19 protein-coding genes and 2 pseudogenes are annotated in these 26,890 nt (G+C 59.4%); 12 read left to right on the top strand and 9 right to left on the bottom strand.

Annotation, left to right across the window (positions count from 1 at the left end):
- Positions 1–209: 209 nt before the first annotated feature.
- The gene (locus OKW29_RS00795) at positions 210–908 is read right to left on the bottom strand and encodes a hypothetical protein (protein WP_429289592.1); all 699 of its coding nucleotides are present in this window, start codon (positions 906–908) and stop codon (positions 210–212) included.
- A gap of 764 nt (positions 909–1,672) precedes the next feature.
- Between OKW29_RS00795 and OKW29_RS00790 the strand changes: the two genes are divergently transcribed.
- From OKW29_RS00790 to OKW29_RS00775, 4 genes are all read left to right on the top strand, one after another.
- Positions 1,673–2,437 (top strand): hypothetical protein, encoded by a 765-nt coding sequence (locus tag OKW29_RS00790; RefSeq protein WP_429289591.1) that lies wholly within the window; start codon positions 1,673–1,675, stop codon positions 2,435–2,437.
- A gap of 223 nt (positions 2,438–2,660) precedes the next feature.
- Positions 2,661–2,840 carry a hypothetical protein gene (locus OKW29_RS00785; RefSeq protein WP_429289590.1) on the top strand — a complete coding sequence of 60 codons (180 nt, stop codon included), beginning with the start codon at positions 2,661–2,663 and terminating at the stop codon, positions 2,838–2,840.
- Positions 2,827–4,155 carry a hypothetical protein gene (locus OKW29_RS00780; protein ID WP_429289589.1) on the top strand — a complete coding sequence of 443 codons (1,329 nt, stop codon included), beginning with the start codon at positions 2,827–2,829 and terminating at the stop codon, positions 4,153–4,155. The genes OKW29_RS00785 and OKW29_RS00780 overlap by 14 nt, the downstream gene beginning before the upstream one ends.
- A 104-nt stretch (positions 4,156–4,259) precedes the next feature.
- On the top strand, positions 4,260–5,048 hold the full coding sequence (locus OKW29_RS00775; protein ID WP_429289588.1) for a hypothetical protein: 789 nt from the start codon (positions 4,260–4,262) through the stop codon (positions 5,046–5,048).
- A 175-nt stretch (positions 5,049–5,223) separates the two neighbouring features.
- Here OKW29_RS00775 and OKW29_RS00770 read toward each other — a convergent pair whose 3' ends face one another.
- From OKW29_RS00770 to OKW29_RS00760, 3 genes are all read right to left on the bottom strand, one after another.
- Complete coding sequence (locus OKW29_RS00770) at positions 5,224–7,038, bottom strand: hypothetical protein (RefSeq protein WP_429289587.1); 1,815 nt, start codon at positions 7,036–7,038, stop codon at positions 5,224–5,226.
- Between the two features lie 586 nt (positions 7,039–7,624).
- Positions 7,625–9,565 (bottom strand): patatin-like phospholipase family protein, encoded by a 1,941-nt coding sequence (locus OKW29_RS00765; RefSeq protein ID WP_429289586.1) that lies wholly within the window; start codon positions 9,563–9,565, stop codon positions 7,625–7,627.
- Entirely contained in the window at positions 9,553–11,211 is a 1,659-nt protein-coding gene (locus OKW29_RS00760) for a 2Fe-2S iron-sulfur cluster-binding protein (protein WP_429289585.1), read from the bottom strand. The genes OKW29_RS00765 and OKW29_RS00760 overlap by 13 nt, the downstream gene beginning before the upstream one ends.
- 1,102 nt (positions 11,212–12,313) lie before the next feature.
- Here OKW29_RS00760 and OKW29_RS00755 point away from each other — a divergent pair.
- Both OKW29_RS00755 and OKW29_RS00750 read left to right on the top strand, forming a co-directional pair.
- Positions 12,314–12,589, top strand: a complete 276-nt coding sequence (locus OKW29_RS00755; protein WP_429289584.1) for a hypothetical protein — start codon at positions 12,314–12,316, stop codon at positions 12,587–12,589.
- Between the two features lie 362 nt (positions 12,590–12,951).
- Complete coding sequence (locus OKW29_RS00750) at positions 12,952–13,272, top strand: LysR family transcriptional regulator (protein ID WP_429289583.1); 321 nt, start codon at positions 12,952–12,954, stop codon at positions 13,270–13,272.
- A 614-nt stretch (positions 13,273–13,886) separates the two neighbouring features.
- Here the strand turns inward: OKW29_RS00750 and OKW29_RS00745 are convergent.
- Positions 13,887–15,527: an ankyrin repeat domain-containing protein gene (locus OKW29_RS00745; RefSeq protein ID WP_429289582.1), complete on the bottom strand. Its 1,641-nt coding sequence runs from the start codon at positions 15,525–15,527 to the stop codon at positions 13,887–13,889.
- 203 nt (positions 15,528–15,730) lie between these two features.
- Between OKW29_RS00745 and OKW29_RS00740 the strand changes: the two are divergent.
- The 3 genes and pseudogenes from OKW29_RS00740 to OKW29_RS00730 all read left to right on the top strand — a co-directional run.
- A pseudogene (locus OKW29_RS00740) lies at positions 15,731–15,952 on the top strand (molecular chaperone Tir); the annotation flags it as partial.
- Between the two features lie 127 nt (positions 15,953–16,079).
- The gene (locus OKW29_RS00735; RefSeq protein WP_429289581.1) at positions 16,080–19,352 is read left to right on the top strand and encodes a hypothetical protein; all 3,273 of its coding nucleotides are present in this window, start codon (positions 16,080–16,082) and stop codon (positions 19,350–19,352) included.
- Positions 19,353–19,808: 456 nt separating this feature from the next.
- Positions 19,809–20,411, top strand: a complete 603-nt coding sequence (locus OKW29_RS00730; RefSeq protein WP_429289580.1) for a TetR family transcriptional regulator — start codon at positions 19,809–19,811, stop codon at positions 20,409–20,411.
- A 457-nt stretch (positions 20,412–20,868) separates the two neighbouring features.
- Here the strand turns inward: OKW29_RS00730 and OKW29_RS00725 are convergent, their stop codons facing one another.
- The 3 genes from OKW29_RS00725 to OKW29_RS00715 all read right to left on the bottom strand — a co-directional run bounded on the left by OKW29_RS00725 (position 20,869) and on the right by OKW29_RS00715 (position 23,109).
- Positions 20,869–21,960 (bottom strand): type III effector protein, encoded by a 1,092-nt coding sequence (locus tag OKW29_RS00725; RefSeq protein ID WP_429289579.1) that lies wholly within the window; start codon positions 21,958–21,960, stop codon positions 20,869–20,871.
- Between the two features lie 444 nt (positions 21,961–22,404).
- Positions 22,405–22,590 carry a hypothetical protein gene (locus OKW29_RS00720; protein WP_429289578.1) on the bottom strand — a complete coding sequence of 62 codons (186 nt, stop codon included), beginning with the start codon at positions 22,588–22,590 and terminating at the stop codon, positions 22,405–22,407.
- 276 nt (positions 22,591–22,866) lie between these two features.
- Positions 22,867–23,109, bottom strand: coding sequence for a hypothetical protein (locus tag OKW29_RS00715; RefSeq protein WP_429289577.1), 243 nt, complete (start codon positions 23,107–23,109; stop codon positions 22,867–22,869).
- Positions 23,110–24,179: 1,070 nt separating this feature from the next.
- Between OKW29_RS00715 and OKW29_RS00710 the strand changes: the two genes are divergently transcribed.
- Entirely contained in the window at positions 24,180–24,626 is a 447-nt protein-coding gene (locus OKW29_RS00710) for a GNAT family N-acetyltransferase (protein WP_429289576.1), read from the top strand.
- Positions 24,627–24,833: 207 nt separating this feature from the next.
- Here the strand turns inward: OKW29_RS00710 and OKW29_RS00705 are convergent, their stop codons facing one another.
- On the bottom strand, positions 24,834–25,010 hold the full coding sequence (locus tag OKW29_RS00705; RefSeq protein ID WP_429289575.1) for a helix-turn-helix domain-containing protein: 177 nt from the start codon (positions 25,008–25,010) through the stop codon (positions 24,834–24,836).
- Between OKW29_RS00705 and OKW29_RS00700 the strand changes: the two are divergent.
- Together OKW29_RS00700 and OKW29_RS00695 are read left to right on the top strand one after the other, a co-directional pair.
- Positions 24,989–25,765 (top strand): annotated as a pseudogene (locus OKW29_RS00700) (Tn3 family transposase); the annotation flags it as partial. The gene OKW29_RS00705 and the pseudogene OKW29_RS00700 sit on opposite strands and share 22 nt — an antisense overlap.
- 472 nt (positions 25,766–26,237) lie before the next feature.
- Positions 26,238–26,465 (top strand): hypothetical protein, encoded by a 228-nt coding sequence (locus OKW29_RS00695; RefSeq protein WP_429289912.1) that lies wholly within the window; start codon positions 26,238–26,240, stop codon positions 26,463–26,465.
- The last annotated feature ends 425 nt before the right edge of the window (positions 26,466–26,890 follow it).

Genomic DNA, 26,890 nt, shown 5'->3' with positions numbered 1-26,890 from the left:
GTCACGATGCAAAACCCGGGCGATCAACGTGCCGGCACATTCCCACCGCTGATACCTCGCCGGCAAATGCCGGGGGAGTGGCATGGTTGGCGCGCATGGCGTCGAAGACCTTGATCGCCTCGTCCGCCTTTCGCGCACGCCGAGATCAAGGCGTTATACCGCATTCGACGTTTTTTTAAGCTATATGAACCTCGCCTGGATTGCGAGCTTCACGGTGTGCCGATTCGGCTTTTCAAGCGCTCTATAATTTTCGCCTGGGAAGTCATGAGGAGATTGCATGCTGGCCTCTGCGCAAGAATCGGTAGTTTGGTGTCTATCATTCCGGCCATTTTGTTCAGCAATTCGGCGTGACCTCTGATCGTGGACACATCGGTCATTACTTGAAGTCCATCCACAATGTTATTACGAACGCGATCGACAATGGCGTTGAACGCCACCAGTCGTTCTTTGGCAGGCAATGTTTCGATTCCATTTATTAGTGTCTTCAGCTGGCCAAGCTGATCGGGCAGTGGAAGCTCTTGGATCTGATTGAGCGTGGCCTTGAACGCCGGGAAGTGGTAGGACTCCGGCCTCCCGTCTCGCGACCGGCGTGCGGCGGACTCATTTTGAGTTGGCAGTCCAGGTTCAGCATTCAAGCACTCTCGAATTTCCTTCTGGAAAGTCATGAGGAGATTGTATGCTGGCAGCCGCGCACGAACCGGTAGTTTGGGGACTATTGTGCCGGCCATTTTTTCCAGCAATTCGCCGTGATCTATGATCGTGGACACATCGGTCATTTCTTGAAGTCCATCGACAATGTTATTACGAACGCGATCGACAATGGCGTTGAACGCCACCAGCCGTTCTTCGGCAGGCAACTCTTTGATTTGATCTGTTAGTGTCTTCAGCTGGCCAAGCTGATCGGGCACTGGAAGCTTTTGGATCTGAATGAGCGTGTTCTCGAACGCCGGGAAGTGGTAGGACTCCGGCCTCCCGTCTTGCGACCGGCGTGCGGCGGACTCATTTCGAGTTGACAGTCCAGGAATACTCCTTGGCTCCCCGCTCGACCTGGTTGACCTGGTTGACGACGGCACGGAAACGGTTGGTCCGGGCGCACCAGTGCCAGCGGATGGGACAGTGGATTTTACTTTTGATATGCAGGCACCCATGGATTCCTCTCACTGAAAGACACGATTCAGTATGTTACCGAGGGGGATTAACTGTGCACCGGCGGTTGCGAAAGAAAGTCTCAACCCACGAAGGGACGTCGGCGGAAGCTGACGCCTGCTCTGCGCGCCTCAGCTACGACACGAGCAAAATGGGCTGGAAAGTGGGAGCCTGCGTTTCGCTGTCGGACAATATCACGCTCCATGAATTTCACGAAGCGCTTGCCGATGGACAGTGCGTTATGCAAACGTTAGTGAATGAAAGCCCCCGTCGAGCGGCGCAGCCAAATCTTAGACTCGTTTCGAGAAGTCACCAGACGCCCACTCGGAATATCCGTCTCATCCATCGACAAACTCCGACTTCATCACGCGAAGTCATGCACGCCGATCCGAACCAACGGCAAGTTAGCAAGCCGATGGTTTCACCTTGTCACCGTCCCTACTGTTCCGTTACACGAGCGCAGGCAAAGCACTTTTAACATCCACTCGATAGATTTCGATCGAGACCGCCAGCCGGGAGTGACGCCATGTATTCGATAATGCTTTTCCTGTTCAGCCGTACCCCGTTTTTGACGGCCGCCATTGAGGACCCGCAGATGCGCGGGAATCGAGACCGGAGGATCGGATTTCGCAACAGTACGGGCGGCGGAGTCCGCACGCATCCTGACGACGGCCACGGTCGGCAGATCGAACTGATCGGGCTCGATCAGCTAGATGCAATACCGCGGGCATGGGCTCGTGGCCGCGACTCTCAGACCGACAAACAAGATAAATTGATCGAAGACTTCGTGCGCGAAATCCTGCGGACCGGCGAGCATCTTGGCAAGAGCAAGCTGTTTCCCGACTGGAGCCTGGTTTCGCAACGCTTCAAAGATGAAACCGCGCACGTCGCCATTCGCGCAACCCATCATGGCGTGCTGCAGGTCCGCTCCGCCAACTCGCTGGAGGCGTCCGTGACGCACGCCAAGAGGATTGGCCGCAGCGTTTTCGACCCCCGAGTCCATCTGTTTTCAGCGAACGTCTTCGGGCAGCCGCAAGTTGTCGCGGTCCACTACGAGAACAGGGCGGTTTGCAGCGTCCGCATCGCCAGCGACTTCGAGCGGCTTGCCCTCGGAAACCGACGAGTGCGACAAACCGGCCGCGCGCTGATGCAGCACGGCTGGCGTGTGCACAACCACCCGGAACCCGACAGCGTCGCAAGCGAGAGCTCACGTTTCGGTCTGGCCCGGGAGTTTGATCCGGATGAACTGAGTGAGGCCCTCCTGACGTACGTCAGCAAGTACGTTCGCTAGCCTTCCCACGAGGCGTTGCATCCGTGACAACCTCCACAGCCGTCGGCCTATCCGCGCTACCCGTCGACACTACGCCTTCGAGATACACGCGCACCGCGATCGTTCGGCACTGGCTGATCGCGTTGCTGATCATCGCGACTGTCGTACTGCCGCTCTGCGGCTGGCTGCACGACCCCGCATGGAAAGACGCCACCGCTCAACCACGAACCCATCGGAGCATCCCTTGAGAACTTCGCTCGAACAGGCATTCGCGCTGGCATCGCCGCGCATCATGCCGCGGGCCACGCGCTTGCCTGGCGTGCTGGTCCATTGCGGCGGCGTCATGCTGTGGTCGGTGCTTTTCGCACGCGCGTTCTTTCCGGATGGGGTGGGCGCAACAACTGCAGGAGGTGGCGGGTTCTGATATTTCCAATGTGGCCGCGCTCGTCGAACATATGCGTACCAGCAAGTTCGATCTGGGCTCGATGCTGACCGCGAAGGCGAGATCCGCGGAGCGAACCCATACGGCCGGGACGCTGCGCGACCAGTTGAATCATCAGGCATGGAACATGGCGAAGCTTGCCGCGCAAACGCCAAAGCAGTTCGAAGCGTTCGCGCTGCTGATCGGAATGGACCGCCATAGCGAGCAGATTGAAACGTTGCGCTTCGCCCTCCAGGCCATCTCTCATCTCGAACGGAATGAGTTAGCCTTCGCGCCGCAATCCTCCGGATCGCAAGTTCGCCCTGATCCCGCTTCGGCTTCGCTCGCTGCCAGAGTCCTGCACGCGACGCTCGCGATGCTTGCACCGGATCGCCCCGCCCCGGCCGGCGATCAGGTCGGCGATATCTACGCGTGGCGCCAGGGTTATCGCGAGGACGGCCCCGGCAGCGATCTGGCGCTGACGAAGGAGCGAATCTACAAGTTCGTGAGCGAGTACGTGCGGCGCGCGGAGTGCCCTCGCTCGCTCGGCGACGCCGTCAAGAACCAGAACAGGCAGCCGATGAACCTGCGGACACTGCGTTCGTTCGGCACCCACCACCGCCCCGTCAACGCCATCTACGACGGCGTCAACGGGCATCTCGACGACATCCTGAAAAAATGCATCGGACCCGAGTTGGACAATCATTACCGAATCCTCGATGCGGGCGACCCGCAAGTTGCACTGATGTCCTACGCGATTCTGAATTTCTGGCGCGGGATCCCCAAGGACCGGCGCGAAAAATACAAGCTTCTCGATGCCGATATTCGCAAGATCTGCAAACACGCCAGCGGCATCCTCGACGGCGCACGACGCGACTGTTCTCGGTCCGAGGCCTACAAGGCCGACCCTGTCGACGTCGAAGTGACGCTGCATAACTTGGAGCGGTTCGCCAGTAGCTTGCCGGGAACAGGCAACCAGTCAGTGAAGCATCCGGAGTTGGACCGATTGCGCAACGCGCGCCTGTCGATAGAAATGTTCGATACCGTGTCGCACGCAACTATCTGCCGAACGACGGCCCGCCGAAATTCGACGACAAGCAGTATGTCGAGTCGATGCATAACGTCATCGACTTCCTGTTCGACGAGGCAGAGTCGCTGGCCAAGCGACCGGCGCCACTCCCAAGCCGTGAAGAGGTGGCAAACGACCTGTGGAACCGCTTTGCCCGGACATTCAGCAATCAGCGCGATGTCACCGTCGGCTACACGCGCACGAAGATCGCCCAGTATGGACCGAGCGTGCATGCCGGTGCAACGGTGAGCGCGTCACTGGGTCCGATCCGTATAGGTCCGAATGTCGCGGGCGAATACAGGCATCGCACGTATCGACGGCGCGACAATCCAACCGGGTTCGCGGCGCGGACGGTGGCGACCGAACGCGACCTCCGCTCGAATGGCTTCTCCCTCCACGGCTCGCTCGCAGCAACAGGCGGTGGCCAGGTCAACCACACCCTGGGTCTGTCGTCGCAGGCCCAGAATCTCGTTTCCTTTACGCTCGAAACCGAGGCTCGCGGCGGGTGGCGCGTGCGCGAAGTGTATGACGAGGACGGCATTAATTTTCGTGCGTCCGCACGCGACCACGAATTCGGTAGCGCCAAGGATTTGATCAAAGGCGTCGAACAGGAACTGGACGCGTGGATCGCCGCGTGGGAGCGACAGTTCATGGACGAGCCGGATCCCGCTGAGCGGACCCGGCTCGCGCGCGCGAAGTTGGAGCGCGACCTGCGCAGCATTCAAAAATTCGAGCGTGAGCAACACTATTTCCTCTTGCGCTATCGGCTGCGGCAGTCGGCGGCGCGCCGTCTCGACGGCATCGCGCAACAGCGGGCATTCCTGCTTGCGACGGGCGACCCGCAAGGCGAGTTGAAGTCGCTTGAAGCGTACAAAGCGCGCGTGCTGCGCAACCCGAAATCATGGATGGCGGCCGACGTCAAGGTCGCTGAACTGGTCGAGATAAACAGCAACTGGGGGTTTTTGCTCAACGCGCTGCCGCGCTCGTCGGCACAGGCGGCAACCAGCGAGCGAGACGTGTTCGCTTACCTGAGCAACCCACAGATACTCGATCTGGAAGACGCGGCGCTGGAGGAAAATGAAAAGCGCGAGCAACGCGATAGGGCTTCCGCCAGGCGCAGCCGCCATCCCGCGCCGGCGTAGACGATCGTCTTCGGCCTCGCCAGATTCGAGGAGAAGTTGCGGGGGAAACTGGCGTGCAGCGGAACTATCGCTGCACGCCGTCGGCGCACGCGGCGAAATGAGCAGACCCAAGGCCGGGAGGCCGCTTCGTCGCGGGTTGCCTTCCGTCGAATATGCCGATGCCTGCCGGCGTCCGTCAGACCATCTGATCACCGCGAGTCGCGGAAGCGTAGTCAGTCTTCCTGCCCTTCTCGTAAAACAGCTCCGGAAACGCAGCAGCCGCGGCGAAGCCCGATTGGAACAGTCTTCCCACTCGCGCGAGAAGCTCCCCTGGTGGCTCGCTAATGGCGCGAAGATCGTGTGTGGTGATCTTCGCTTTTTCGCCGTCCTGCTTCTGCTTGTCCAGGACCAGTTCAAAAAGTTGCTCGTTCTTTTTCCCGTCCGTGGTAATCAGGTCACCAAGTCCGAAGTACTGTGCCAGCAGGATGGAGGAGTTGATGGCGGTGGCCTCTACGGGATTGAAAATCGTCCTCTGCAGGATGTCCAGCACCTCCTTCGGCGCATGTGCGAGATTCTCCGCCAGAAAGGGAATGAGACCAAGCAGGCAGGTGACCGCCAGAGCCTTCTGCGAGACCGAGGAACCAGGTGAGACCTTCATCGTTTCCGTTCTCATATCCTGGATGAATTTCCTCGGATCCTGCCCTGCCGGAACGCGGGCCATGAACTCGGAGCCAATACTTTCGACGATCGCCGCGTCCATCTGGTCTCCGTTCTTCTTCAGGTTCATAGGAATGATCGAACCGGCGCCGAATATGGCAAGCTGGTTGGCGAACAGCTTGATGAACTGGTCAGCGACTGGACTCCCCGTTTTGAAATATTCAACTGTGTTAAACGGCATGGCAGCAAACCCGGCGATGACGCCCGACTGGAGGCCCTCCTTAAGATCCTCCATTGTCGGCTTCCACGACCCTCCATCGATCTTATCGAGGAATTTCTTGACGATCGTGGCATCGAGCGTTTCGACGAAGACAGCGGGAAGCGCATCCCAGAATGCGAGTCCTGCGCGCGTGGCAGACGGTAACGCCATTGGATCAAAGTCTTTGCCGAATATTTTCTGTTTGGGCAAGTCAAGAACAACTTTCTCGAGAGCGGTGCCGAACCCGGCGCCAGCGCCCAGGCTGGCGAACCACGCGTAGACGCCGTCCTTGTTGAATTCCTTCTTTGTCTCGATCTTGTAGAGCCAGGTCGCCGCCAGTTTCGCGGACGCGTCCGGGTCCGTCTTCAGTGCGTTTTCAATAGCGTCTTTAAGAGGCTCATTGTCCGAGACGACCGATGTACCGAGGTCTCGCAGAAAGTCGTAGGGATGCTGCAGTTGCCCGTCGCGTCCCGGTATTGTTGCGCCATCCGCGAACGCGCTTTTTCCCTCTTTCAGAACCCGCATCAGGACAGTGAGCGAAAGATTGACGTCGGCTTCCGTAGACTGACCGTTCTTGTAATGGAGGGTCTTGACCGTGCAGGCCTCGCGGAATGCCTTGTGGCCCTCGATGATTTGCGATGGGGGCTCCAGGCCGAGGCTCCGACCGGTATTTAAATCGATTGCCTTGAGGTCGCACCCAGATTTGGCGGCGAAGGCGAGAAGCTTCCGGATGACGGGACTCGACGAGACCAGCCCGTCGTTGCTCCGGGTCACCTCGCCTTTGTAGCCTTTCGGTATTGTGATGGCAGGCTGTTTCTCCGTCGTATCAGTACCCGTCACGCTGGGAGCATTGGTCTCCACAGCTGGAGCAACGTTCGCCGGCAGGTTGTTCAATGCGATTGAGTTGCCCGGCGGGACGGTGCTTGTTTTTTGCCGCCGGGACGTGGATTTGCTCCATCGTTGGGTCAACGCAGGCAATCCTAAACTTGGGTGATCGGTTTTTGTAGGCGCGATGTGCTCACGTTCAACGGGAACCTCAGGGGAGGCGCTCGCGTTGGGATATGTTGAAGTGCTTGTGCCGGTTCTTAAAACCATTACGTTTCTCGCGTTATTTAAGGTTATATGCTTGAAAATTCGGGTGGCCGGATAGAGGAGCGCTCTATGCTTGCTGTGCAGGTAACAAGCCTGACCAAGTCTTTCACTGTATCTACTGAATGGAGCGTGCAGGTATTCCCAGGCGAACGAGTGTCACGTCCGACGAAACGTCGCTTCTCGATGAACGGGTTTTGTCGGCTCTCGACGTTCCAGGCACAAGCTATCGTGTTGGTGTTTGTGTTATCGACCAGTACCTGACAGCCCGGCACGAGGATGTGGGCGAACCTTGAGCAAAGGGAAATCGTTGTTAGACGGGTTACACGCGAAGCTCTGGATAAGCGATCCGGCCAGATCATGAGGCTCGGCCAGATTTCTCATACAAGCCACCCCGAACCCGCATGCCAAGGCGCGAAACAACGCGAAAAATGAACTCTTTCTCACCGGCAATCCGCGAGGACACTGCTTGCCGGCGGTGCTCGCAGCACTTTCTGGAAAGGCTTATGTTCGACCGGTTTGGCGGGGCAGCGCGCTTCACACGAGACTCTTTGCTTCGCTCGAAGCAGTGTCCCATACCTTGCCAGGTGCGCTATTCAGACAGAACCGGTGATTCCACCTGCTCGGCGCACTCGCCCATCCTGGCAACCAGGAATTGCGGCCACGCACCGTCGGCCAGCACTCGCCGCGCATGCTCATAGCCGAGCGCCACGAGCTTGTCGAACTGCGACCAGGCCATCAGATTGAACTTTCGCACATCCGGGTTGAAAATCAGGTCTGCGTCGCGCCGGCTCAGTTCGGCCTTGGCCGTACTGGCGAGCAGCGAGCTGTGAATGATGCTGGTGATCAAGCCCGGAACGCGGTAACGGGACTTCTTGCGCCGGAACAACCGGTCGAGCGTAAGCCGCCTCCTGTCTGGTGCCCGATCCTCTTCCGGTTTGCCGAGACCAGGCGAGTCGAGATTGACGGCAAGGACGTGTTTCATACCGAAGTTCGCCATGACATCGATGGGCAACGCGTTCATGAACGCTCCGTCCACATGTAGTCCGTCGCCGATCCGCACCGGCGGAAACACGCCGGGAAGCGATGCGCTGGCACGCACCGCATTTTTCAATAGACCTCGCGTATGCACGATTTCGCGTTCAGCCCAAATGTCGCTCGACACGCAAAAGAAGCTGGTCCAGAGGTCTTCGATTCCGGCATTGCCGATGTGCTCTTCGAGCAATCGTTCAAGCCGCTTGCCGCGATAGAGCGATGACATCGGCCACGGGCTCAGATCGCTGAACGCCGTGGGCTTACGGCCAATGGAAGCACGCGTGATTGAAGTGACTTCGTCGGCGCTCCGGTCGAACGCGATGCACGCTGCCACCAGCGCGCCGATGCTCGTGCCCCCCACACGGTCGATCGGTATGCCCGCTTCCACCAGCGCCCGGTACACGCCGACGTGCGCGAGTCCGCGCGCCCCGCCGCTACCGAGCACGAGCCCTATCGCGTTCCCGGTGAGAATGCGCGCGAGGCGCTCCAGATGCGCGGGCGTGCCTCGCTTCAGGTTGAACGATTCGCGCACCCACGGACGCGCATCGAGCCACCTGGCCGTTCCGGCCGGATGCGATGTTCCCTCCTCGTGCCACAGCGCGAGCACCGTATCCGCGAGGAACCGGCTCGAGGTCTGCGCGACCAGCGACTTCTCGAAGCGCGCCGGCGCCGGATCGGCACGCGGGTCGGCCAGCAGCACGATGCGATCGCCCTGCCGCAGGCATCGCTCGGTCCAGGGATCCGCGCCGGGATTCGCCACGTAGATCACGAACGCATGCTGACTTTCCTGGTGGTTCAGCCAACCGGTCAATCTCCGGTGACGCGCACCACCGTGCTTTGGACTACAGGCGATACCCGGTTCACCGACCAGACGGTCCGTTTCATCCTGGTCCAGCACCAGCGCGCTGCCGTACGGACGCAACGCCCGCGCGAGGCTACGGCAAAACTCGCGATGCTCGACCTGACCGCTAAGAGGCACGACCGTAATATTGACGATGTAGTCGTCGCGGCGATGGTTCGCGCTGGGGCGGCTTGCTCGTCTGACCGTCAGCTTTGCAAGCTGAAGCAGCAACTGTGGGTACGCGGTGAAGAGCTGGCGCAGACTGGAGGCGCCGATACGCACGACAATGCTGTCGCGCGCGGCGACGACGGTTGCGCTACGCAATTCGCCGGACAGCACGGCCATTTCACCGACGATCTCGCCCGTCGTGATATCGCCGATCCGTCTTTGTTCGCCGTCGGCTTCGATTCTGAGCATACGCAGCCGCCCTGACATAAGCAGATAGGCGGCATCGCCCGGACTGCCTTGCGAAAACAGCACCGTCCCGCCGTCATAAGCGATCCATTCGCAATGTGCCGCAATATCGTCGAACGTGCTGTCGTCCAGCGGACCGAGATATCCGGAAAGCGTCGTGCGCAACCGGACACTGTCTGTCGCGGTTCTCGGCGGGGAAGCGGCATTGCCCGCCACCCGTCCGTCATGTTTCAAAGTGTGCATGAGTCTTGTCGTGCATTGCGCAGCACCCGAACCGGCACCGGTGCATCGCGCCCCCCCAGACGGGCCTCGAGGCTGGGGATGCCGTCGGTGGAGATGCCCGCGCGGCGGAATACCTCGTCCGAGACGAGCGCCTCGCAATCGTGCTCCCGTGTCAGTTGCTGGAGTCTGGAGGCGACGTTCAGCGGGTCACCGAGCGCGGTGAACGTCCCATGCTCGCGAAAACTGATTTCGCCGAATACGGCGCGGCCGCAATGCAATCCGATGCCGAAGCGAATCGGTTTGTCCAATTGCTGCTCGAGCACGGTGTTAAGCGCGTCGATGTTGCGGGCGACGAGCGGCAGCGCCGCAAGCGCTTGCCTGCAAGCGTCGAGCGGATCGGTATCCAGACCAAAATACGCCAGCACCGCATCGCCGAGAAACTGGTTAGGCTGCCCCCCTGCCTGCACGACTGCGGAGCAAACGGCCGCGATGAAGCGGCTGACGATGAAAATACTGTCGAACGGCAATCGTATCGCCGCCAGCCGCGTGGACTCGCGCATGTCGATGAACATGAAGGCGCCAAACCGCTCGTAAGGCATTAAGCTCAACTGCCTGCGCCCGATAAAAGCGCTTGCCGCCTTTGGCTGCACCAGCGGCCAGACGGCAAGGTCGTGAGTGGGACGCAATTGGCAGGCGAGGCGCACCGAACGCGAGTCAGCGCCCAGACGCTCCAGAACACGTTGCTCGGACCGGTCCGGCGGAGGCAGCGGAACGTCGCTGACCACCCGCACGCGGCACAGCGTGCAACGTGCACGGCCGCCGCACATGCTTGCATAAGGGATCCGCACGAGGCGGCTAGCCTCCAGCACCGAGAAACCCGCCGGCGCGTATGCTTTGCGCCCGTCCGGATACGCAATGCGGAAGCGCCCAGCGCTGCGCTCTCGCAACGCCCGGCTCAACTTCGCCGTGAGGACCAGCAGTAACGCGCCGCCATCGAACAGGAGAAAGTCGTTGCGCAGATCAGCGAACCAATGGTTTTGCATCGACGTGTCGGCCACTGCGGCTCGAAGCGCGACCGCACGCCAGCCAGCATCCTGCGCCAGCGCAATGACTTCGCGGCGCCCCTGCATATAACCGAGCAACGCGAGCACCGGCAACAGAACCGCCACGCAAAGCAATGCGCTGCGCCATCGGCCAAACCAGCGTTTTATCCTTACCCAGAAGCCGATGCCACAACATCCGTGCGACCATGCCACGACCAGCAGCAACACTTGCATCCAGCCAAAGAACGGCGACGTGACGCCGAGCGAATACAGCACCTGGGCATAACCCTTGTTCTGGCCGAGCTCGACAAAGGCGATACGCGTGTCGACCACGTGATTCGCCAGTAGCGGCGGTATGCATAGGCCCAGCATGAGTTGTGCGACCTCACCCGGAGTCCAGTGTGACGTCCGTCGTTCGTAGAGCGACCAGAGACCCAGCAGAAAATGCGCAGTCAAGGCGACATACAATGCGCCCGTTCCGGGCCACCCTTGCCAGATGAATTTTTGAATCAGCAGGCCGCGCTCCAGACCCGCGAGCGAGATATTGCCGAGTGCATGGTTGAGCAGGTGTGTCCCGACATAGACGAACAGAACAAGCCCGGTTGCCAGCCGGACGGAACGCACGCTGCTCGGCCAGAGCCTGTGAAGATCTCGAACGCTTGCCAATCAGCCTTGCCCTCCTACAAGGCACCCAGGGTGCCGCCCTCGCCGCATCGACGCGGAAACATTCAATGGATCAGTGGTCCGTCGACATGGTCAGCACCGCATTCGCGCCGGCGCATGCCAGGAATCGCTTGATCATACTCAACAGGCTTCGCGCCGCCATGGCGCGAAGCGAAGAAATCGACAGAAACAAGAACGAATGCCAGAGGCGGGCCTCATGGAGTTTTAACGCAGTGCTTCTGTTCGGGACGCGACCCGTTCGAACCCGTCAACCTGGCAGTCAGCAGCGCATAAGCGAAACGTGTCGATGAGCTTTCGCGGACCGATGGCCCCAACGCCCGCGAGTTCTGTCAGTTCGGGCCGTAATGCATGCATTCGCTTTTCGATCGGGGGGGCGAAAATCGGTCAGGTTAAATGCCGCTTTCCATCTACGGGAGTGCCCGTTTCCATGTTCAAGCCTATCAACGGGAGCGCGTCTCCGGCTCAATTCCCCGGCACCACAGAGGTACCCTCCACCACTGAGTCTTCCTCTGGCGCACCATCAACATCCGGAGAACTCGGGCAAGTACCTCCCGAACTGCCCTCTCCACTATGTGGATCGACGCCGTGGAATGCTGGTCGTTCACGCCCCGATTCTGCTGCGGTGGATCCTCTCAATACGCTTGCGTTCGCCCCTACGATTTCGACTCGCAAATCGGTGGATAACGCGTCCGGTGCGCACGCATCGCATGCTTCGGTGTCCACGCCAGTAGCGCCCGGGCGGGAAGGAGGCTTACCACGCCGCACTCCACACACCTCACCCACCCCAGTCGACGAAATTATCCAGCTGCACAGAAATGGGATCCCAAACACGGAGATCGCCGGCACGGTCTCGACCGCGCCGGCGAATGTCAGGTCCGTGATTCGGCGATCCAGGATACCGGCTCCGAAAGACGGCATGTTGAACCCGCAGGGTCGGTTGACCACATGGGGACGCGACGAAATCATCAGTCTGCACAAGCAAGGGTACGAGAGGCAACCCATCTGCCAAAAGCTTGGAGTGTCCCCTGCTATGGTGTCTAGAGTGATCAAGCCAGTCCTCCTGGAAGAAAGGACGGAAATCCGCAAGCTGCACAGGCAAGGGGAAACGAGGAAAGACATCGCCCGGAAGCTTGGATTTACTGTGAAGAAGGTGAATAGAGAGATCGGGCCACCCGACGATAGAGAACGCAAGGAAATCCTTGCGCTGCACGGGCAAAGGGAACCGATGAAAAGCATCGCCGGGAGGGTTGGAGTTACTGAGGAGAGGGTGCGTCAAGTAATCAAGGGATTCCACGGTTATAGACGCCGGATCCGGTGACATGCCCGCCTTCCAAAAAGGTCGGAAAGCACCGCGGCATGTTCACGCAAACGATACGACGCACCTCGTAACGGTATAAGTCAACATCGCGTGAACCGGCGTTTGAACCACGTCCCTTGCCGTGGAGTGTGGGCCGCACAAATCGAGCGCAGCCCTGCACCAGACAGCGCAGCGTGTGCGCCATACCCTCGCGGTTTTTCGCTGTCGTTTCTGCCCGGAAACAGAATTGCGCATTCGACTAGCTTTTTCTCATTCGCGGTGCTCTCTATTATGGCGTTCTACGAGGAGCCATCAAATAAAAAATCAAACTGTAGAGTAGTACCCATGTAGACACGTTCCTGTTCTAATGAATAGCAATCGTCATGACCAATCTCAACGATCTGTACTACTTCTCGGTCCTGGTCGAACAGCGCAGCTTTTCCGCGGCGGCTGCGGTGATCGGCGTTTCCAAAGGCACTTTGAGCAAGCGCGTGCGCGCGCTGGAGCAGAAGTTCGGCTTGCAGTTCGCGAACCGGACGACCCGGCATTTCTCGCTCACCGAAGCCGGCGAGGACTTTTATCGACACTGTCTGCGCGTGATGGTTGAAGTTCGCAGGGCGGAAGTGGCAGGGCAGGCGTGGCTTGCAGCACACGTGGAACAGGAGCGAATTACGCGCCCTGCAGACGTTGCGCGCAAGCGCTGACAGTGCCGCCCCCTGGACCCGGGAGCGCCCCTGCACTTGGGGAGTGTCGGGGCGCTTTGAAACAGAAAGGGCGGCCGCCGGCTTCGGTGAGCGAGAAATGCCGGGTGGACCCGGGAGCGCCCCTGCACTTGGGGAGTGTCGGGGCGCTTTGAAACAGAAAGGGCGGCCGTTCGCGAGCGACCCGGCATTTCTCGCACCGAAGCCGGCGAGGACTTTTATCGACACTGTCTGGCGTGATGGTTGAAGTTCGCAGGGCGGAAGTGGCAGGGCAGGCGTGGCTTGCAGCACACGTGGAACAGGAGCGAATTACGCGGCAGACGTTGCGCGCAAGCGCTGCAGTGCCGCCCCCTGGACCCGGGAGCGCCCCTGCACTTGGGGAGTGTCGGGGCGCTTGAAACAGAAAGGGCGGCCGCAGTTCCACGGAGCGACGCGTTTGCCCACGGCCGGCGTCGTTCGCGCTGATGCCCAGTTCTGCGCCCCCCTCCTTGACGATCTGCTCGTGGCCGGAGCAAAGGTGCGTCCGGTCTTGCGCGGACAATTGCTTGGCAAACTGATATTGCTTCGATGACGACTTTCCGAAGTAGTTGAACCTCGAACCCAAGCTAACCTGGCGCTCAAGCGGCGCTCGACCGCCGGCCTGGTCGTCGCTCGTTTTCGGCTGGCGCGACGATGCCCGACCAAATGCTCTTTTTGTGGCGGACGTGCCACCATTGCATAAGGCTGAAGACATCTAAGATCTTTCTCTGGTCGTCGATGTTCTTCACCTTTGTCGCAGCTTGCATGCGTCGCGCCCACTCCTGATCAGACATGTTTGTATAGACGTGGGACATCAACCATCCGAACGCTTCGGCCGAATCACTCTCAATGGCATAGTCGAGCACGTCTTTGCCTTCTTTGCCTTCTTTGCCTGGCAAGGTGCGAACCTTAAAATCACAATTGAGTCGCCTCTCTCTTTCGAGACCGTTAACATCATTGGCATATGCGCAGAGATGGATGCGACCGCCTCCCTCTTTTTCGATTCTTGCTCTATCGGATGGCAACATGTGTTTGATATTGCCCTCTTTCACGAGAAAAGCCGGTGTCCGCAGCCGGAGCCACCGCTTAACAGACTGATCGCGGGCTCGCGCCTGCAAGAGACGGGCCATTACGTCAAACCTGCCACTGTTCATGCGATCACGTTTGATCTTTTGCAGCGGTGCCTGGTGTTTATTGTTGTTTGCCTGGACCTTCCACAGATTCGGATCATGATCGAGTAGAAGCTGCATCAGCTCACCCGCGTGAGCGTCGTAGCCCTGCGCCGCGTAGTGAATCGGTAGATAGCCATTTTTGTCGTGCTTTCTCAAATTGTCTCCACTAATAAGGAGCTTGACCGCTTCCAGCACGTCTTTCGATTCTTTATAAGGAAAATGTATTGTCGAATAAATGGCCGATTGAATCGGTGTCCGGTCATCATTGTCACACGCGTTTACGTCCGCGCCATTGCCCAACAACCAACGGATAACCTCGGTATTGGTAGTGTCGTGCAATGCCGTTCGCCCGTTTTTCGATTTCGCATGCACGTCGACCAACCCGAGTTCGTGCAGTTCTCGCGCTTCAGTCAGCTTTCCGGCTCGGCACAGCGCGCGGAAATCATGTCCGAATGCCGCCTTCTCTTGCTCCGACATTCTGGCGCGCGCGGATTTAATGTGCTTAATTCCGTCCGGTCGATCGCTAGGGAGCAGCGCCTCGACCAGATCCAGTCGGCCACTGGCGATGGCGATCGACAGAGAGGACTGAGCTTTGACCGTTGAACAGGGGTCGGCGCCTTGACCCACCAGTGCGCGCGCCTCTTCTACGTTTCCCGCCCGGACCGCGTCCCTTAGACGCCTATTGCGTTCAAGCTGCTCGGCTGTCAGCGCCCCAAAATCTTTGAGAGTATTAACCGTCCTTTCCCGCATGACTTTATTTTGGATGGCATTCGCATGGTCGAGCGCTGTGTGCCCTCCGGCAGATATCTCATTGACGTCTGCGGGGCCTAGCATAAGTGTGGCTCTAAGCTCCTCGGTGACATCCAAACCGTTGGCATTCGAACGTTTGACCGCCCTACGCAGGACTTTGCTAGCCCTGTGCTTCGTTGTGAGTCTGTTCGGCAAGGTACTAAGAAAGCCCCAAACGGTATTTCCGGTGCTACCCGGTTTTATCGGTGTATCCGATACGTCAGCCGTCGCATTCGATGCTTTGGAATCGTAAGTCGCGGAGGGAAGTTGAATCTGCATCTGTCGCTACTCGCAAGGTAAAGGTTAGTAAGACGCCCCGGCAAGAGTGATCGGCATCGTGATGGTCAGACTGTAATCTGGTTGCCCCGCCGCCATATGAACGGATGCGAAGTGTCACATTGCGATGCGAACGAAATCTCGCTCCCCTGTCGAATGTCACGCGTTCAGCTGAAATTCCGGCACCACTGCTTCGAAGAGGCGGATACGCGCAAGACCCGGCGCAGCTTGGATTCGACGCGGATAACGGCGGCATCGTCCTGATCGTGCGCATTCCGTTTGATGACGATGTCAATGGCGAGTGGCTCGCCGATCTGCTCGCTCACTACGCTGAACATGGCCGCTACTGGCAAAAGAACATCCTCGAATCGACCGACGGGATGTTCGATGGCATCGCGACCGGGCAATACATGTGGATTTGCAGCTGACTTCCCTTGCGCATTCGCTTTCGCGCTGCGGGCTTCGCGTTTCGCACGTGAAAAACGTCATGCTGGCCGAGAATGTTTCATCTCCCTTTCCGACCCGGAAGTCCCGGGACTCCACCGGCCAGCGATCATGACATTTAAAGCAACCGGGCTCGGGCGGTTTTTCAACCGTCCGACTCCAGAAGATCCGGGCGCGGGCCAATCAGACCTGCAGACACCGCAGGTGCACGAGGTGCACGTGCCAGCCGCCTTGCAGGAACTTGTGGAGAAGGTCGGGCGTACGGGCACGGCGGTGAAGCACGCGGCCAAGACAGCGCGCCGCAAGCTGCCTTACGCCGCAAGGACTATCACGGTGCTCGGCTGGTCGAAGTTCAGGGTCGGGCCGAAAGGCATGCCGTACGTCGATGTCGATGACCCCGAGAAACCGTTCAAGGTGCGGCCGGACCCAGGCGAAACAGAGCAGCGCACGAAAGGTCCGCAGCATGTACGTCATCTCGAATCTGCGGCGCACGCGCTCGCCGCCCAGCGTGAATGTCACAGCGTGCCGTCGCACGGGCCGCTCCGTCGCCCCCAGAAGGGCGGAGCGGAAAGTACGCTCCACGCTCTGGAACGCGCGCAGATCGATGAGGAAGGATGCAGCGCGTGGCTCGCCGATCTGTTCGGCGACGCGGCCACCTCGCCCGCGCAGCGTCGTGTGGTGGCCCAGGACATGCTCAATGGGCTCAAGCGGATTGTCGGCAGGCAATCCGGGTCGCAGCCTTTAGAGCAGGTCGTCGTGCTGGCGCAAGCGCTGCATGCGGCCTGTCACGCCGATGCCAATGCGGCTCGCGAGGCGGTGGCCACGCTCCCCGATTGCGCGCCTCCTCGCGCGGGACACGCGAGGCCAGCGGCGCAGCCTGGCAATATCGCTGCATGGCATGCCGTGCAGCTATTGAGCCGCTCGGGCATTGGCCGCGACGTGCTGAAGTCGCTCGCTGCACGGCGCGCGCCGATTCGTCTCGCTCCAGTTTCCGCTGACGCAGCGCAACTTGAGCGCGCCACGCAGCGCCGCTGTGACGCGCTGCGGATTTACATCGAGGCGCGCGATTATCTGGTCGAGACCGCGCAGGTCGACTTCACCGTCACGCCTTCCGTGTTGAAGAAAAAACTCGACGAGCTTCGCCTCGACCCGGAATGCACACTCGCAGTGGATGCGTTGCACGCGGCGCAGACGCTGTTTCATCAGCCCTCGCGGCATGCCGCGGCACTGACGGTCGACGAGCAGACCGCGTATTTCTCGTGGTTCCAGGGCTATCAGTCGAGCGCGCCGGGCAGCGAACTTGCGAAAGTACAGGCACGGCTTCACAAGATCGGCAGGTGGCTGGAACGGGCGCAGCGGCGGGAATCCGCCCGGTACATGGCGGCGCCGACCGTCATCGGCAAGAACAAGACGCCGTACGACGCGGTCTTCCGCTTCGGCATGGGTGGCGCGCACCTGCAGTGGGGCCCGCTGGAACGGAACCACTTCGACGAGGCCGTAGGCGCGGCGATGAACATCGCGATCGAGCGGCTGCGCAACGACATCCGGCACACCGCGGACGCTTCACATCTGACGCGCCTGGCCGTGCCCCTCGCGCGGCTCGAGTGCTGGCAAGCCGCGTCGCACGGCAATCGCCCCCGCGCACTTGAATGCGACGACAACGCGGTTGCTGAAGTGCGCGATCGTGCCCTTCATATCGTCGACGAGCGCCTCGCGGCGCCGAATCCCCCTGCTTTGAGCGTCGCCGCGCGTTTGAAGCTCACACATGACGCCGTAGCCAATCGTGATCCGTTCGACCTTGAAATGCTGGAGAAGCTGGACACTGACTTGAAGCTGTTTGGCCCGGCTGTCGATGCGCAAGATGCCCAACACGCCGCATACCAGACGAACCTCAACACCGCGAAACACATACGCGCGGGCCGCCCGATCACCGCAGCCCGCACATTCGACGGGTTGAAGGCGGGCATCCACGAGGTGATCGACGACCTGATACTCGGCAGCGAGGTCGCCTTCAACGACGGCGGGATGTCCGGTATCGACACTTCGAATCTGTACCTGAATTTCCTGTGGGGCTCGGTTCGCCCGATAGTCACCTTGATGGGAGGCAGAATCGCCACCTTCTCGATCGAGGGCGATCCGAGCACCGGCGGCGTGCTGAAGTTCGGTTCCGCGCAAAAGGTGAAGCTGGCAGCGGGCGTGGGCGTGTTCGGATCGGCTAGCTTGCCCCTGACCCCCGCGCTTAGCGTCTATGCCGGCGCGGAAGGGAGCGCGCAAGCCAGCGTCGACACGACACTCTTCACGGGTGTGCGTGTTCGCGCGCTCAAGCAAGTCGGTCCCGACGGCAAAGACGACGGAAAATGGCGTGATCAGTTGCGAAGAGTCAACGATTTCATTCTGAATCACGCCGAGCAAAGCCGCGTTGACCGCGCGGTCAAGCCGGAACGTCTATGGGCTGGCCTCGCGCAGACATTCTTCGACGAGCCAGGCTTGTCGATCGGCTGGGTCGACGAGCGCAACGTGTCGCCCCAAGTGAGCGCGACGCTAGCAGCCGGCGCGAAACTCCGGGTGAACAAATGGTCCGCCGGCCCGGGCGTGTCGACAACCGTCACATGGAAGCCGCACGACCGCGCACGTGTCCGAAACACGGGCGGCACGCGCCAGGTCAATAGCGCGACCGACGGCACATCGATCAGCGTGGGGCTCGGAGAGGCGTTCGGCGTGTCGCCAAGCTCGATCCAGCTCAACGACAAAGTGAGCCTCAGCCCGGGGAGCATACCGATCTGGTCGCGCTCTACAGAGGTGTATCGCAACGAGCAAATGGTAAGTGTGCGCGAGACGATCGGAGAAAACGGGCGCGTCATGCCGGACAAGACATATCGCGACATGATCCACAGCAGCTTCGAAACCCACGAACAGATGGTCCACGATAACTGGGACGCCTGGGTGCACGCGCGTGGTTCAGCCCAATCGGTCAACGCCCATCTGAAGGAAGTGAAGTCGAGCCTGCGTCCGAACCAGAACTTTGGCGAGCGCTGGACAATGCATCCCGCAGCGGCCAAGCGTCTCGATACCTATGCGGCTCGCGCGGCGTTTCTCCGCGCCAGGATCGCCGCCAAACAGAAACGCGGCGCCAGGAGCGCCTCGGCCGCCATGAACGAGTTGCGCGAAATCGACGCGCAACGCGAGAAACTTTTCGCCGATCCGCAATCGTGGATACCGTTCTGCATCTTCAGCTACGAGGCTACGACGGACGGCCGGACAGTCACCCTTCCGTTGCCTGGCCTGTCCATCACGTCGACGACCAACGCAGTGACCGTGCGCGAGAATGACGTGTCGTTTGCACCGAGCACCATTATCGGGACCGACAAACGCGGCCTGGCTTGAGGGGATGCTGCGAGAACGCCCGCGCACGTTCTCCGGTAACCCGTTGGCCTGCGATCGGGGAACATCACTGGAAGAACCGCGGATCGTCTTCGACTCTGCCGGGACTTTCACCGATTGGCTTTCTTTGCGGACCGACACCGATTTGGGGCAACCCGTCAACACGTGCACGTATCGTCGATTGCGGCCGCTCTGGGCCTGTACCGGTCGGATTCGGTGTTTCGCCGCCACTACCCGTCTTGTTGACATGGCTACCGGGCAGCGATGCGCCCACATTAACGCTCATGATCACCTCTCTCGTACCCCGCCACTGAAGCCCCATGCTCCAGCCACACGCTGCTTCGCCTGTCTCACCAGTCGCGCCGCTCACGAGCGATGTCATGCGAACGATTCGCGTGGACGGCGAAGCGTCACTCGACGAGTGATAAAATCGACCGCTGTTTTATACCGAGAGCAGCTATGGAACGCGAATCTCGCAAGAAGAACCATCTGGTCGAGACCGCCCTTCGCCTGTTCAACCGCGATGGCTTTCACGCGACTGGCGTGGATACGGTACTCGCCGAGGCCGATATATCGAAGACAGTTCTGTACAAGCATTTCCGCTCGAAGGACGAACTGATCGTCTACACGCTGCGGCAGGTCACCACGCAGGCACGCGCGATGTGGGACGCTATGCTGAACGAGGAGCGCCGCACCCCCGAACAAAAATTGCTCGCGCGCTTCGATCAATTGAAACAGGCGGTCGAGGTGGGCCTGTTTCACCGCTGCATCTTTTTGCAATCGTGCGGCGAATTCGGCGAGGAAAACCATCCGATTCACCAGGCGGCGATCGAGTACAAGCTCGCGTCGCTCGATTTCACACGCGCTCTGGTCAAGCAGCTTCAGGTGAATCGCCCCGACCTGCTCGCGCGCGACATCGATCTCGTTTACGAAGGCGTGCTGGCGAAGCTTCACGCGAAGCACGACGTCACTTATATCGCCGATGCAAAGCGTCTGGTCAAGCTGCTGATCCAAGCGCGAACGCGCGCGCCGCAAGCAGTCTCCGGCCGCGCAGTGCGTTGAACCAGCGCTTCTTTAAGCGCCGTATGGTTCGCGCCTAACGGCGGCGCGCAGCGGACGTGCTCGCCGCCGTTCCCGTATCGTCGTCTGGGCCGCTACCGCCGCTGGAGTCGGAACTGACCGCTTCGACGCCTCCGACGCCGCCGTTTGATCGACTTCAGCGGCCAGAACGCGGCGGTGGAAGAGCAGACTTGTGGGGATCGCCAGGGTTGTTGCGGGCCGTCCCTACTGGGGTAGGCGTAAGGATTCGTGCGGAAATGCGTACGATCGCGCGTTCCGCCTGTCGCAGGTTGGCGCTGCCGAGGGACGCCGCGAGTGCAAGCATGGGCATGGCAGCCTGGTGACGTGGGACGAACGAGAACACGTAGCGCGAGACCAGCGAATACAACTCACCGGCCGCGCATACGCGCATCGGGACGCATCTCATCTTGAACGTCATCGCCACGGATGTGGCGTGTCGTTACTGGGACTTCCCCCTCAGCGCGTCCAGATCAACGTCCTCATCCACCCTTAGCTCGTCTATCGCCATGATGAAGTCCCAAGGGTTTTCCAGTTTCGGTTCTCCCTCGTTCGGTATATTCGGCAATTCAAACACCACTTTGCGGAGCCTCTCTCGCCGGTCCGCCTGCCGTGGACCGGCAACGAGGGCGCAGGCTCCTTCCCACACCAAGGTGCGGCCCAAAGGATTGTAGTCGTACGCACTCTCCGCGAGGTTCGGCAGAATGCTGTTAAACGTGCGGGAGTTGGGTTCCTCCTCGCCGCTTTCCACCATCTGGAGATTGGGCAGGCACAGCCCGGCGTACACCCTGTCGGCCATGAAGCCACTCAGGCTGAGCCCGTCAGGGTGGGTAATCTCGGACACAACATCACGCAGCAAGGTGGTATCCGCAGGCGGATGCGCAGACGCGCTGATTGCCGCACGCAGATCACCTTCGATCTCCGCGAGTTGCATGCTGCTGACGCTTGAACGCATCGATGCGATCGCCTGCAAATTTCGCCAGACGCCTGGCACCGGTGCCTGCGGGTCGCCGGGCTCCATAACGACTACTGCCTCAACTGCCAATTGTTGTGCTACGCCTCGAATTTCCTGTTTGAGATCAGCGGGGAGTCCGCTCGAGCTCGGACTTAGTTCAATCGGCACGGCCACGTGCCCAACTGCTGCCGCGTTCTCCCCGTGAACAGGTCCGCCGACCTGTGCGTCAGACTCCGATTTGCTTGAAGCTGGCATATCGGTATCAACGGCCTGCTGCCTGGTTTTGGGCAAAGACCCAATCGACTTCAGTCCGTCGATGTGGACATTGCCCGCGTCCCGGGCGTTGGAAGGACCGTTACCCGACGTCTCAGGTGGGGTTTGAACCTGATCATCAGGTTCAGGCAAAGACAAGTCTCCCGTTCTACGCACCACCCCGTCCATGATCCACCTCGTCGGCAAACTTTTGATAATAGTTTTCTCTACCAGCACAGTCGCTACCAAGAACGAACTTACATGCTTGAAAACGAAACCGTTGATCAGTAATGCAGTTGCCTGATGCGCGTCCGCCAGTACACGCAATCAGCTGTCCGGCGCCAATCGACAGGCAGGCGATTCACGTCACGGGTTGTCGCGTGACCAGGTGCTGAATCCGGCGGGAGGCGCACTCGACGCCCCATTCGCTTTTCAGGAGAGGATTTCGCCTGTTTGACGGCGAAAATTCAGCACGTCCGCTACCGTACCGGGCTCAAAGGTGTGTGGTATCTCACGCACCAGATGGCCTAACCAGGTGCGGCCGACAGTGCTACTGCATCACGTGATGCGGCTGTGCTGCCGCGATCGCCGGGGAAAGCATCCAGGAACGCGCCGTCAGGCCCATTTGAACAATATGCCAATCATCGACACGGACGAGAATTCAGCGCAAAGCTTCTGCACCGATCCGGAACAAACCCTATAAAGGCAAGAGGGTACTGTCACGTTGTCGAAGGTTCTGCGAGCGAAATCACAAACATAGGTATTCCCAAATTATGCAGCATGACGATCCAGCATTGGATTTGCCATCATGGTTTCCCACGCCTCAAACGCCCGATTACGTGCCTGCCGTCTCGCCTGCGCGTTCATGTTGTAACGGCAATGCATGAACAGGTTGGCCACCTGATCGTGGACCGAAGCGAATCGTTGCAGATGTCGCGCCGACTTGAAGCGGCGCATGACCTTCTCGGGCCTGTTTCTTCGGCGGTAAGCCTTCTTCTACCGCATCTCGACTTGAGCGTCACCACTTCCTGAAACGAGCCGCGTCGGGTGCGTCTGCACTCGCCCTACGGGCTTCTTCCGACGCACCCAGTAGCGCCTCCCGCTCTTCGCGCAAACCATTCCCAAACCGCTCAGCAGAGCATGACCATTCCGCATCTCTGATCGACGCCGCCGTTTAGGGTCGGTTTCTCACAGCCGTTCACAGCTCTTTATTCAGACTCCTTCTAGCCGTCATCAGATGCCGAACGACTGAAAGAAGTCCAACTGGTTTCGCGTGATCGACGGGCCAGGTGCGCCTTCCCGCCGGGCTTGTTCCTTATCAAACATATGTTCTCCGGCGGCGGTCAGTTGTCCGTAAGCGTCAATGAAAAGCGCAAGTGTGTTGTACGCGACGCAAACCTCGGCGGCCACAGCCTTGCGATCGTTATCATAGTCAGGCATGAGATCCAGCGCTCTCTTGAGCTTGACATAGGACATCGCCGCCGTCCCCCCCCCCCCCCGCCGAGCATCCGGGGAAGTGGGGTGATGATTTTACCTTGCGAAGTCTGCGCGGTCATGTAACTCCGGCCATCCCGATCGACATAACGGCTGGTGCTCTGCTGCTTCAGTTCGATACGTCGCCGAGGGGCATTTAAGGGGACGTCACTCGGGATTGTCACTGTGACGGGCTTGAATCCGAGCTCCTGGTCGGCCAAGGTATTCAGTGCTGCCAGCTCAGTATGCGAGGGCCGACGTCGGCGGTTCGAATTGGCAGGCGCCTTGCTTGACCCCTCAGAGGCCGCATTTCGACCTCGTACGGCGCCACATAAATGCCACCGCAATTGCTAACGGTATTCGCTGGTCTGACTGATGTTTTGCACACGCCGCTCATTTTTTTGCTTCTCCCAAAGAAAGCTCAATTTTGGCAAACTTTCGAATGCCATGTCCACAAAGGGGCGAAATGCTCGATGATTGTGCGCACGGTATCCTCATGTTCTTGGGCTTTGTTCAGAAGATTCATCTTGCGCGGCGACTTGGGGTCGGCGGGAGTCATCCATCACATCAGAGCCCGACAAAGTACGCTAAGGAATTGGACGATAAAGGCGTAATGATGCGTGTGGGCGCGTTGGGAGCGTTGCCTAGTGTGGGAGATCGTTTCTCACACGCATCTATCAGTCTTGGTACTTCGGTGATGTCTTGCGGTTCCGAAGATCGCGATATCGTGCATGGCATCGGGATATACGATAAGGACACGAAGCGTGTTTGGTTTCCTCTGCTGCAAACCGGTCGTGTAACGAAAGCCATGTAGGCGCATGTGAGAATGATGGTCGTGAAAGCCGCCGCCGCTGACTACGGTACTCATAACGCATGCTTTCTGTTCGCTGTTGCAACGCGCCGTGCCCGTGTTGGCCGAATGCCACATGGAAAATTCGCATTTGAGATGCATCGATTCGCGCCGCGCATTTTGGAATGTCCCGCGTTTCATGCATCATCATCGATTTGCCGTACCAAAACCTGCTGGAATCTCCCCGGAACCTTGTAACCAGTCGGAATATAGAGGCCCATCCATGCAATCACATCCAATTTCCGAAGATGGCACCGTGCTACCAGAACACCTTCAATCAAAGGTTCCTGCATTCGAAACGGAGCGCTTCAGGATTCTGCCGCTGAACCCCGGGCAAGCTCGTCAACTTGTTGAGGAATTGCTGCAGGACGCGCGTCTCGCTGAGTATGTGAGCTGGATGGCGGACAAATCTCGCGATGGCGCGCACCGGGAGGCCTTCTTACTTCAGATGCAATGTGCGGCCGGTACCGTATTGGTGTGGGGTATTGTCGAACGCGGTAATGACAAATTCATTGGCGCCTTGTTGGCGAGACCCACCATTGAGGGTCTTGACTTGGAGGTGCTTTGCCAACCGTCAATGTGGGAACAAAAAGTTACCGAGGAGGCCGCATTTCCTGTGGCCGAGTGGATACAAGACCACTGCGAGGTGCAGACTGTAAAGGCGAATTGAGCGTGTTCGCAGTAGTCGCGAAATAAACTGAGTCGCTTGACTTGGTTTCCATGAATTGGCATGGTCTCCAGATGGACATGTCGTATAAGCACTGCGCGTTTTCGCAGCAGCATTGCTACCACGTATCGAATGAAGAGGACAAGGTTTTGAACAACGCGACTCCAAACATGTGGCGCTCCTTGCTTCAGTTCGTCCCATCCGGGAGCGCTATCGCCGCGTTCCACTGGAAATACATTCGCCGGTGCGTGCACGTTTGACGATGTCGAGCACGGTATTCTTGCTGATGGCAAGCTGTCGTCCAATCTCGCGATACGAGTGACCGGCAGCAACGAGCGTGAGAACTTTCGGTGCGAGCCGGTCGGCCCTGCGGAGTGTGGGAGGCAATCCATATTCTCGACGGCCTGACAAGAAACGACTCCGACATCCAGCCTGATATCCTGCATGGCGACACGCAGGCGCAGAGCGCGACAGTTTATGGGCTGGCCTTTCTGCTCGGCATCAAACTGATGCCACGCATCCGCAACTGGAAAGATCTGAAGTGGTTTCGCCCCTTGCCCGGTGAAGCGTATCAGCACATCGACAGTCTGTTCACGAAAGAGACGGTCGATTGGGATCTGATCGCCTGCCACCTGCCGGATATGCTGCAGGTCGCGCAGTCGATTCGCGCCGGGCGAATTTCGCCGTCGACCATCCTGCGCAAGCTCGGTACGGCGAGCCGGAAAAACAAGCTCTACTTTGCATTCCGGGAACTGGGCCGGGTGGTCCGTACGATATTTCTGCTCGAGTACATCAGCGAAGAAGACCTGCGTCGTGTCACTCAGGCGGCCCAGAACAAATGCGAAGGCTTCAACAAGTTTGCGCAGTGGGCATATTTCGGCTCCGACATCATCGCGGAGAACGTACGCGACGATCAACTGAAGATCATCAAGTACAACCATCTGATCGCGAACCTCGTGATCTTCCATAATTGCCACACGATCACGCTTGCATTGAAGGAACTGGAAAGCGAGGGGATACAGCTAACGCCGGAACTGCTCGCGGCATTCAGCCCCTACCGGACTCACCACCTCAATCGTTTTGGGCTGTTCGAGTTGAGGGACCGTGAACCCGCCCCGGTAGATTACGGGATCAGGTTCTGAACCCGCTCCTGCAAAGGCTCACCGGGCGATCATACGCATTTCCGCACGAATCCTTACGCCTACCCTACTGCTGCTGAATCGGCGCCCGCTTGAACTGCGTTGGCAAGCCGGAGATCTGGAAGGACTCGCGGTTACGCTGCATAACCTGGCGGTCTTGTATTCGGATAACGATCAGCCTGAGCGCGCGCGTCAGTTGCTGGAACAGGCACGAGACATGTGTGAAGCTATGGATGACAAGCAAGGTTTGGGACAAGCCCTGCTTCGCCTCGGCATGCTCGATGAAGCGCAAGGCAAGTTGAACTCCGCGGTGGCGCGCTACGAGCTTGCGCTGCAATTGGCCCGGGATGTCCAGAGCGATGACGACGAGGCCGCCGCACTCTTCAATCTCGGGAGCGCCGCGGTCTGTGAAGGCGATCCATGGCGCGGATTGGAACTGCTCGACCAGCCAGAACATCTCTGTCGGAGCTCGGGCATGTTCAGTGCGATTGGCGTTGTCATTTTCACCCGGGCATGCGCCTATGCGGTGATGGGAAAGCCCCTTGAGGCTCGTGAGTGCTTCGAAGACGCGAAAGAGAATTTGCTTCTCGAGGAGTATGACGATGGCGGATCGGTCGTCACCGATTGGGTATCGTCTTCGAGGGAGTTGGCCAAGGGGCCAAGCGGCATGGCAGGCGTGGACATTCCTGTCGAAGAACACTGATTCGACGCCTCCTGACCGATCGCCTGGACGAACGCACCTCATCTGCTTCGCCGTCCCGCGGTGTGAACTTCCAACGCGGTCGACACAGCGCGCTGGCGTCATTTCCGACAGCACCTTCGCGGAACGTCTGTTGGCAGATGCGAACTCTTGTACGACCACCCGAAGCGACGGGAAGGCAGCAAGCAGACGGTATCACTTTGTCACCGTCCCAACTATTGCGTTACACGCAAGCAGGCGAGGCACTTCTAACATCGGCTTCTCAAATCCGTGATCCAGACCACTAGCCGAGAGCAACGCCATGTCTTCACTATTGCGCTATCTGTCCGACCGCACTCCGTATCTGAGGCACCCTATTGCAAACCTGCTCACGCGCGGAAAACAGGATCGCATGATCGGGTGTTGCGACGTTCCAGCCCGCTCAGGCC

The sequence above is a fragment of the Paraburkholderia sp. CI3 genome (assembly GCF_050436505.1).
Taxonomy (GTDB): Bacteria; Pseudomonadota; Gammaproteobacteria; order Burkholderiales; family Burkholderiaceae; genus Paraburkholderia; species Paraburkholderia tuberum.
The sequence above is the reverse complement of the archived record's forward strand: the minus strand, read 5'-3'. Positions and strand labels throughout refer to the sequence as shown.

Coding starts and splice junctions, on each gene's coding strand:
- OKW29_RS00790 (WP_429289591.1), top strand. CDS start 1,673: ATGTATTCGATAATGCTTTTCCTGTTCAGCCGTACCCCGTTTTTGACG.
- OKW29_RS00770 (WP_429289587.1), bottom strand. CDS start 7,038: ATGGTTTTAAGAACCGGCACAAGCACTTCAACATATCCCAACGCGAGC.
- OKW29_RS00765 (WP_429289586.1), bottom strand. CDS start 9,565: ATGCACACTTTGAAACATGACGGACGGGTGGCGGGCAATGCCGCTTCC.
- OKW29_RS00750 (WP_429289583.1), top strand. CDS start 12,952: ATGACCAATCTCAACGATCTGTACTACTTCTCGGTCCTGGTCGAACAG.
- OKW29_RS00745 (WP_429289582.1), bottom strand. CDS start 15,527: ATGCAGATTCAACTTCCCTCCGCGACTTACGATTCCAAAGCATCGAAT.
- OKW29_RS00735 (WP_429289581.1), top strand. CDS start 16,080: ATGACATTTAAAGCAACCGGGCTCGGGCGGTTTTTCAACCGTCCGACT.
- OKW29_RS00730 (WP_429289580.1), top strand. CDS start 19,809: ATGGAACGCGAATCTCGCAAGAAGAACCATCTGGTCGAGACCGCCCTT.
- OKW29_RS00720 (WP_429289578.1), bottom strand. CDS start 22,590: ATGCGCCGCTTCAAGTCGGCGCGACATCTGCAACGATTCGCTTCGGTC.
- OKW29_RS00715 (WP_429289577.1), bottom strand. CDS start 23,109: ATGTCCTATGTCAAGCTCAAGAGAGCGCTGGATCTCATGCCTGACTAT.
- OKW29_RS00710 (WP_429289576.1), top strand. CDS start 24,180: ATGCAATCACATCCAATTTCCGAAGATGGCACCGTGCTACCAGAACAC.
- OKW29_RS00695 (WP_429289912.1), top strand. CDS start 26,238: ATGTTCAGTGCGATTGGCGTTGTCATTTTCACCCGGGCATGCGCCTAT.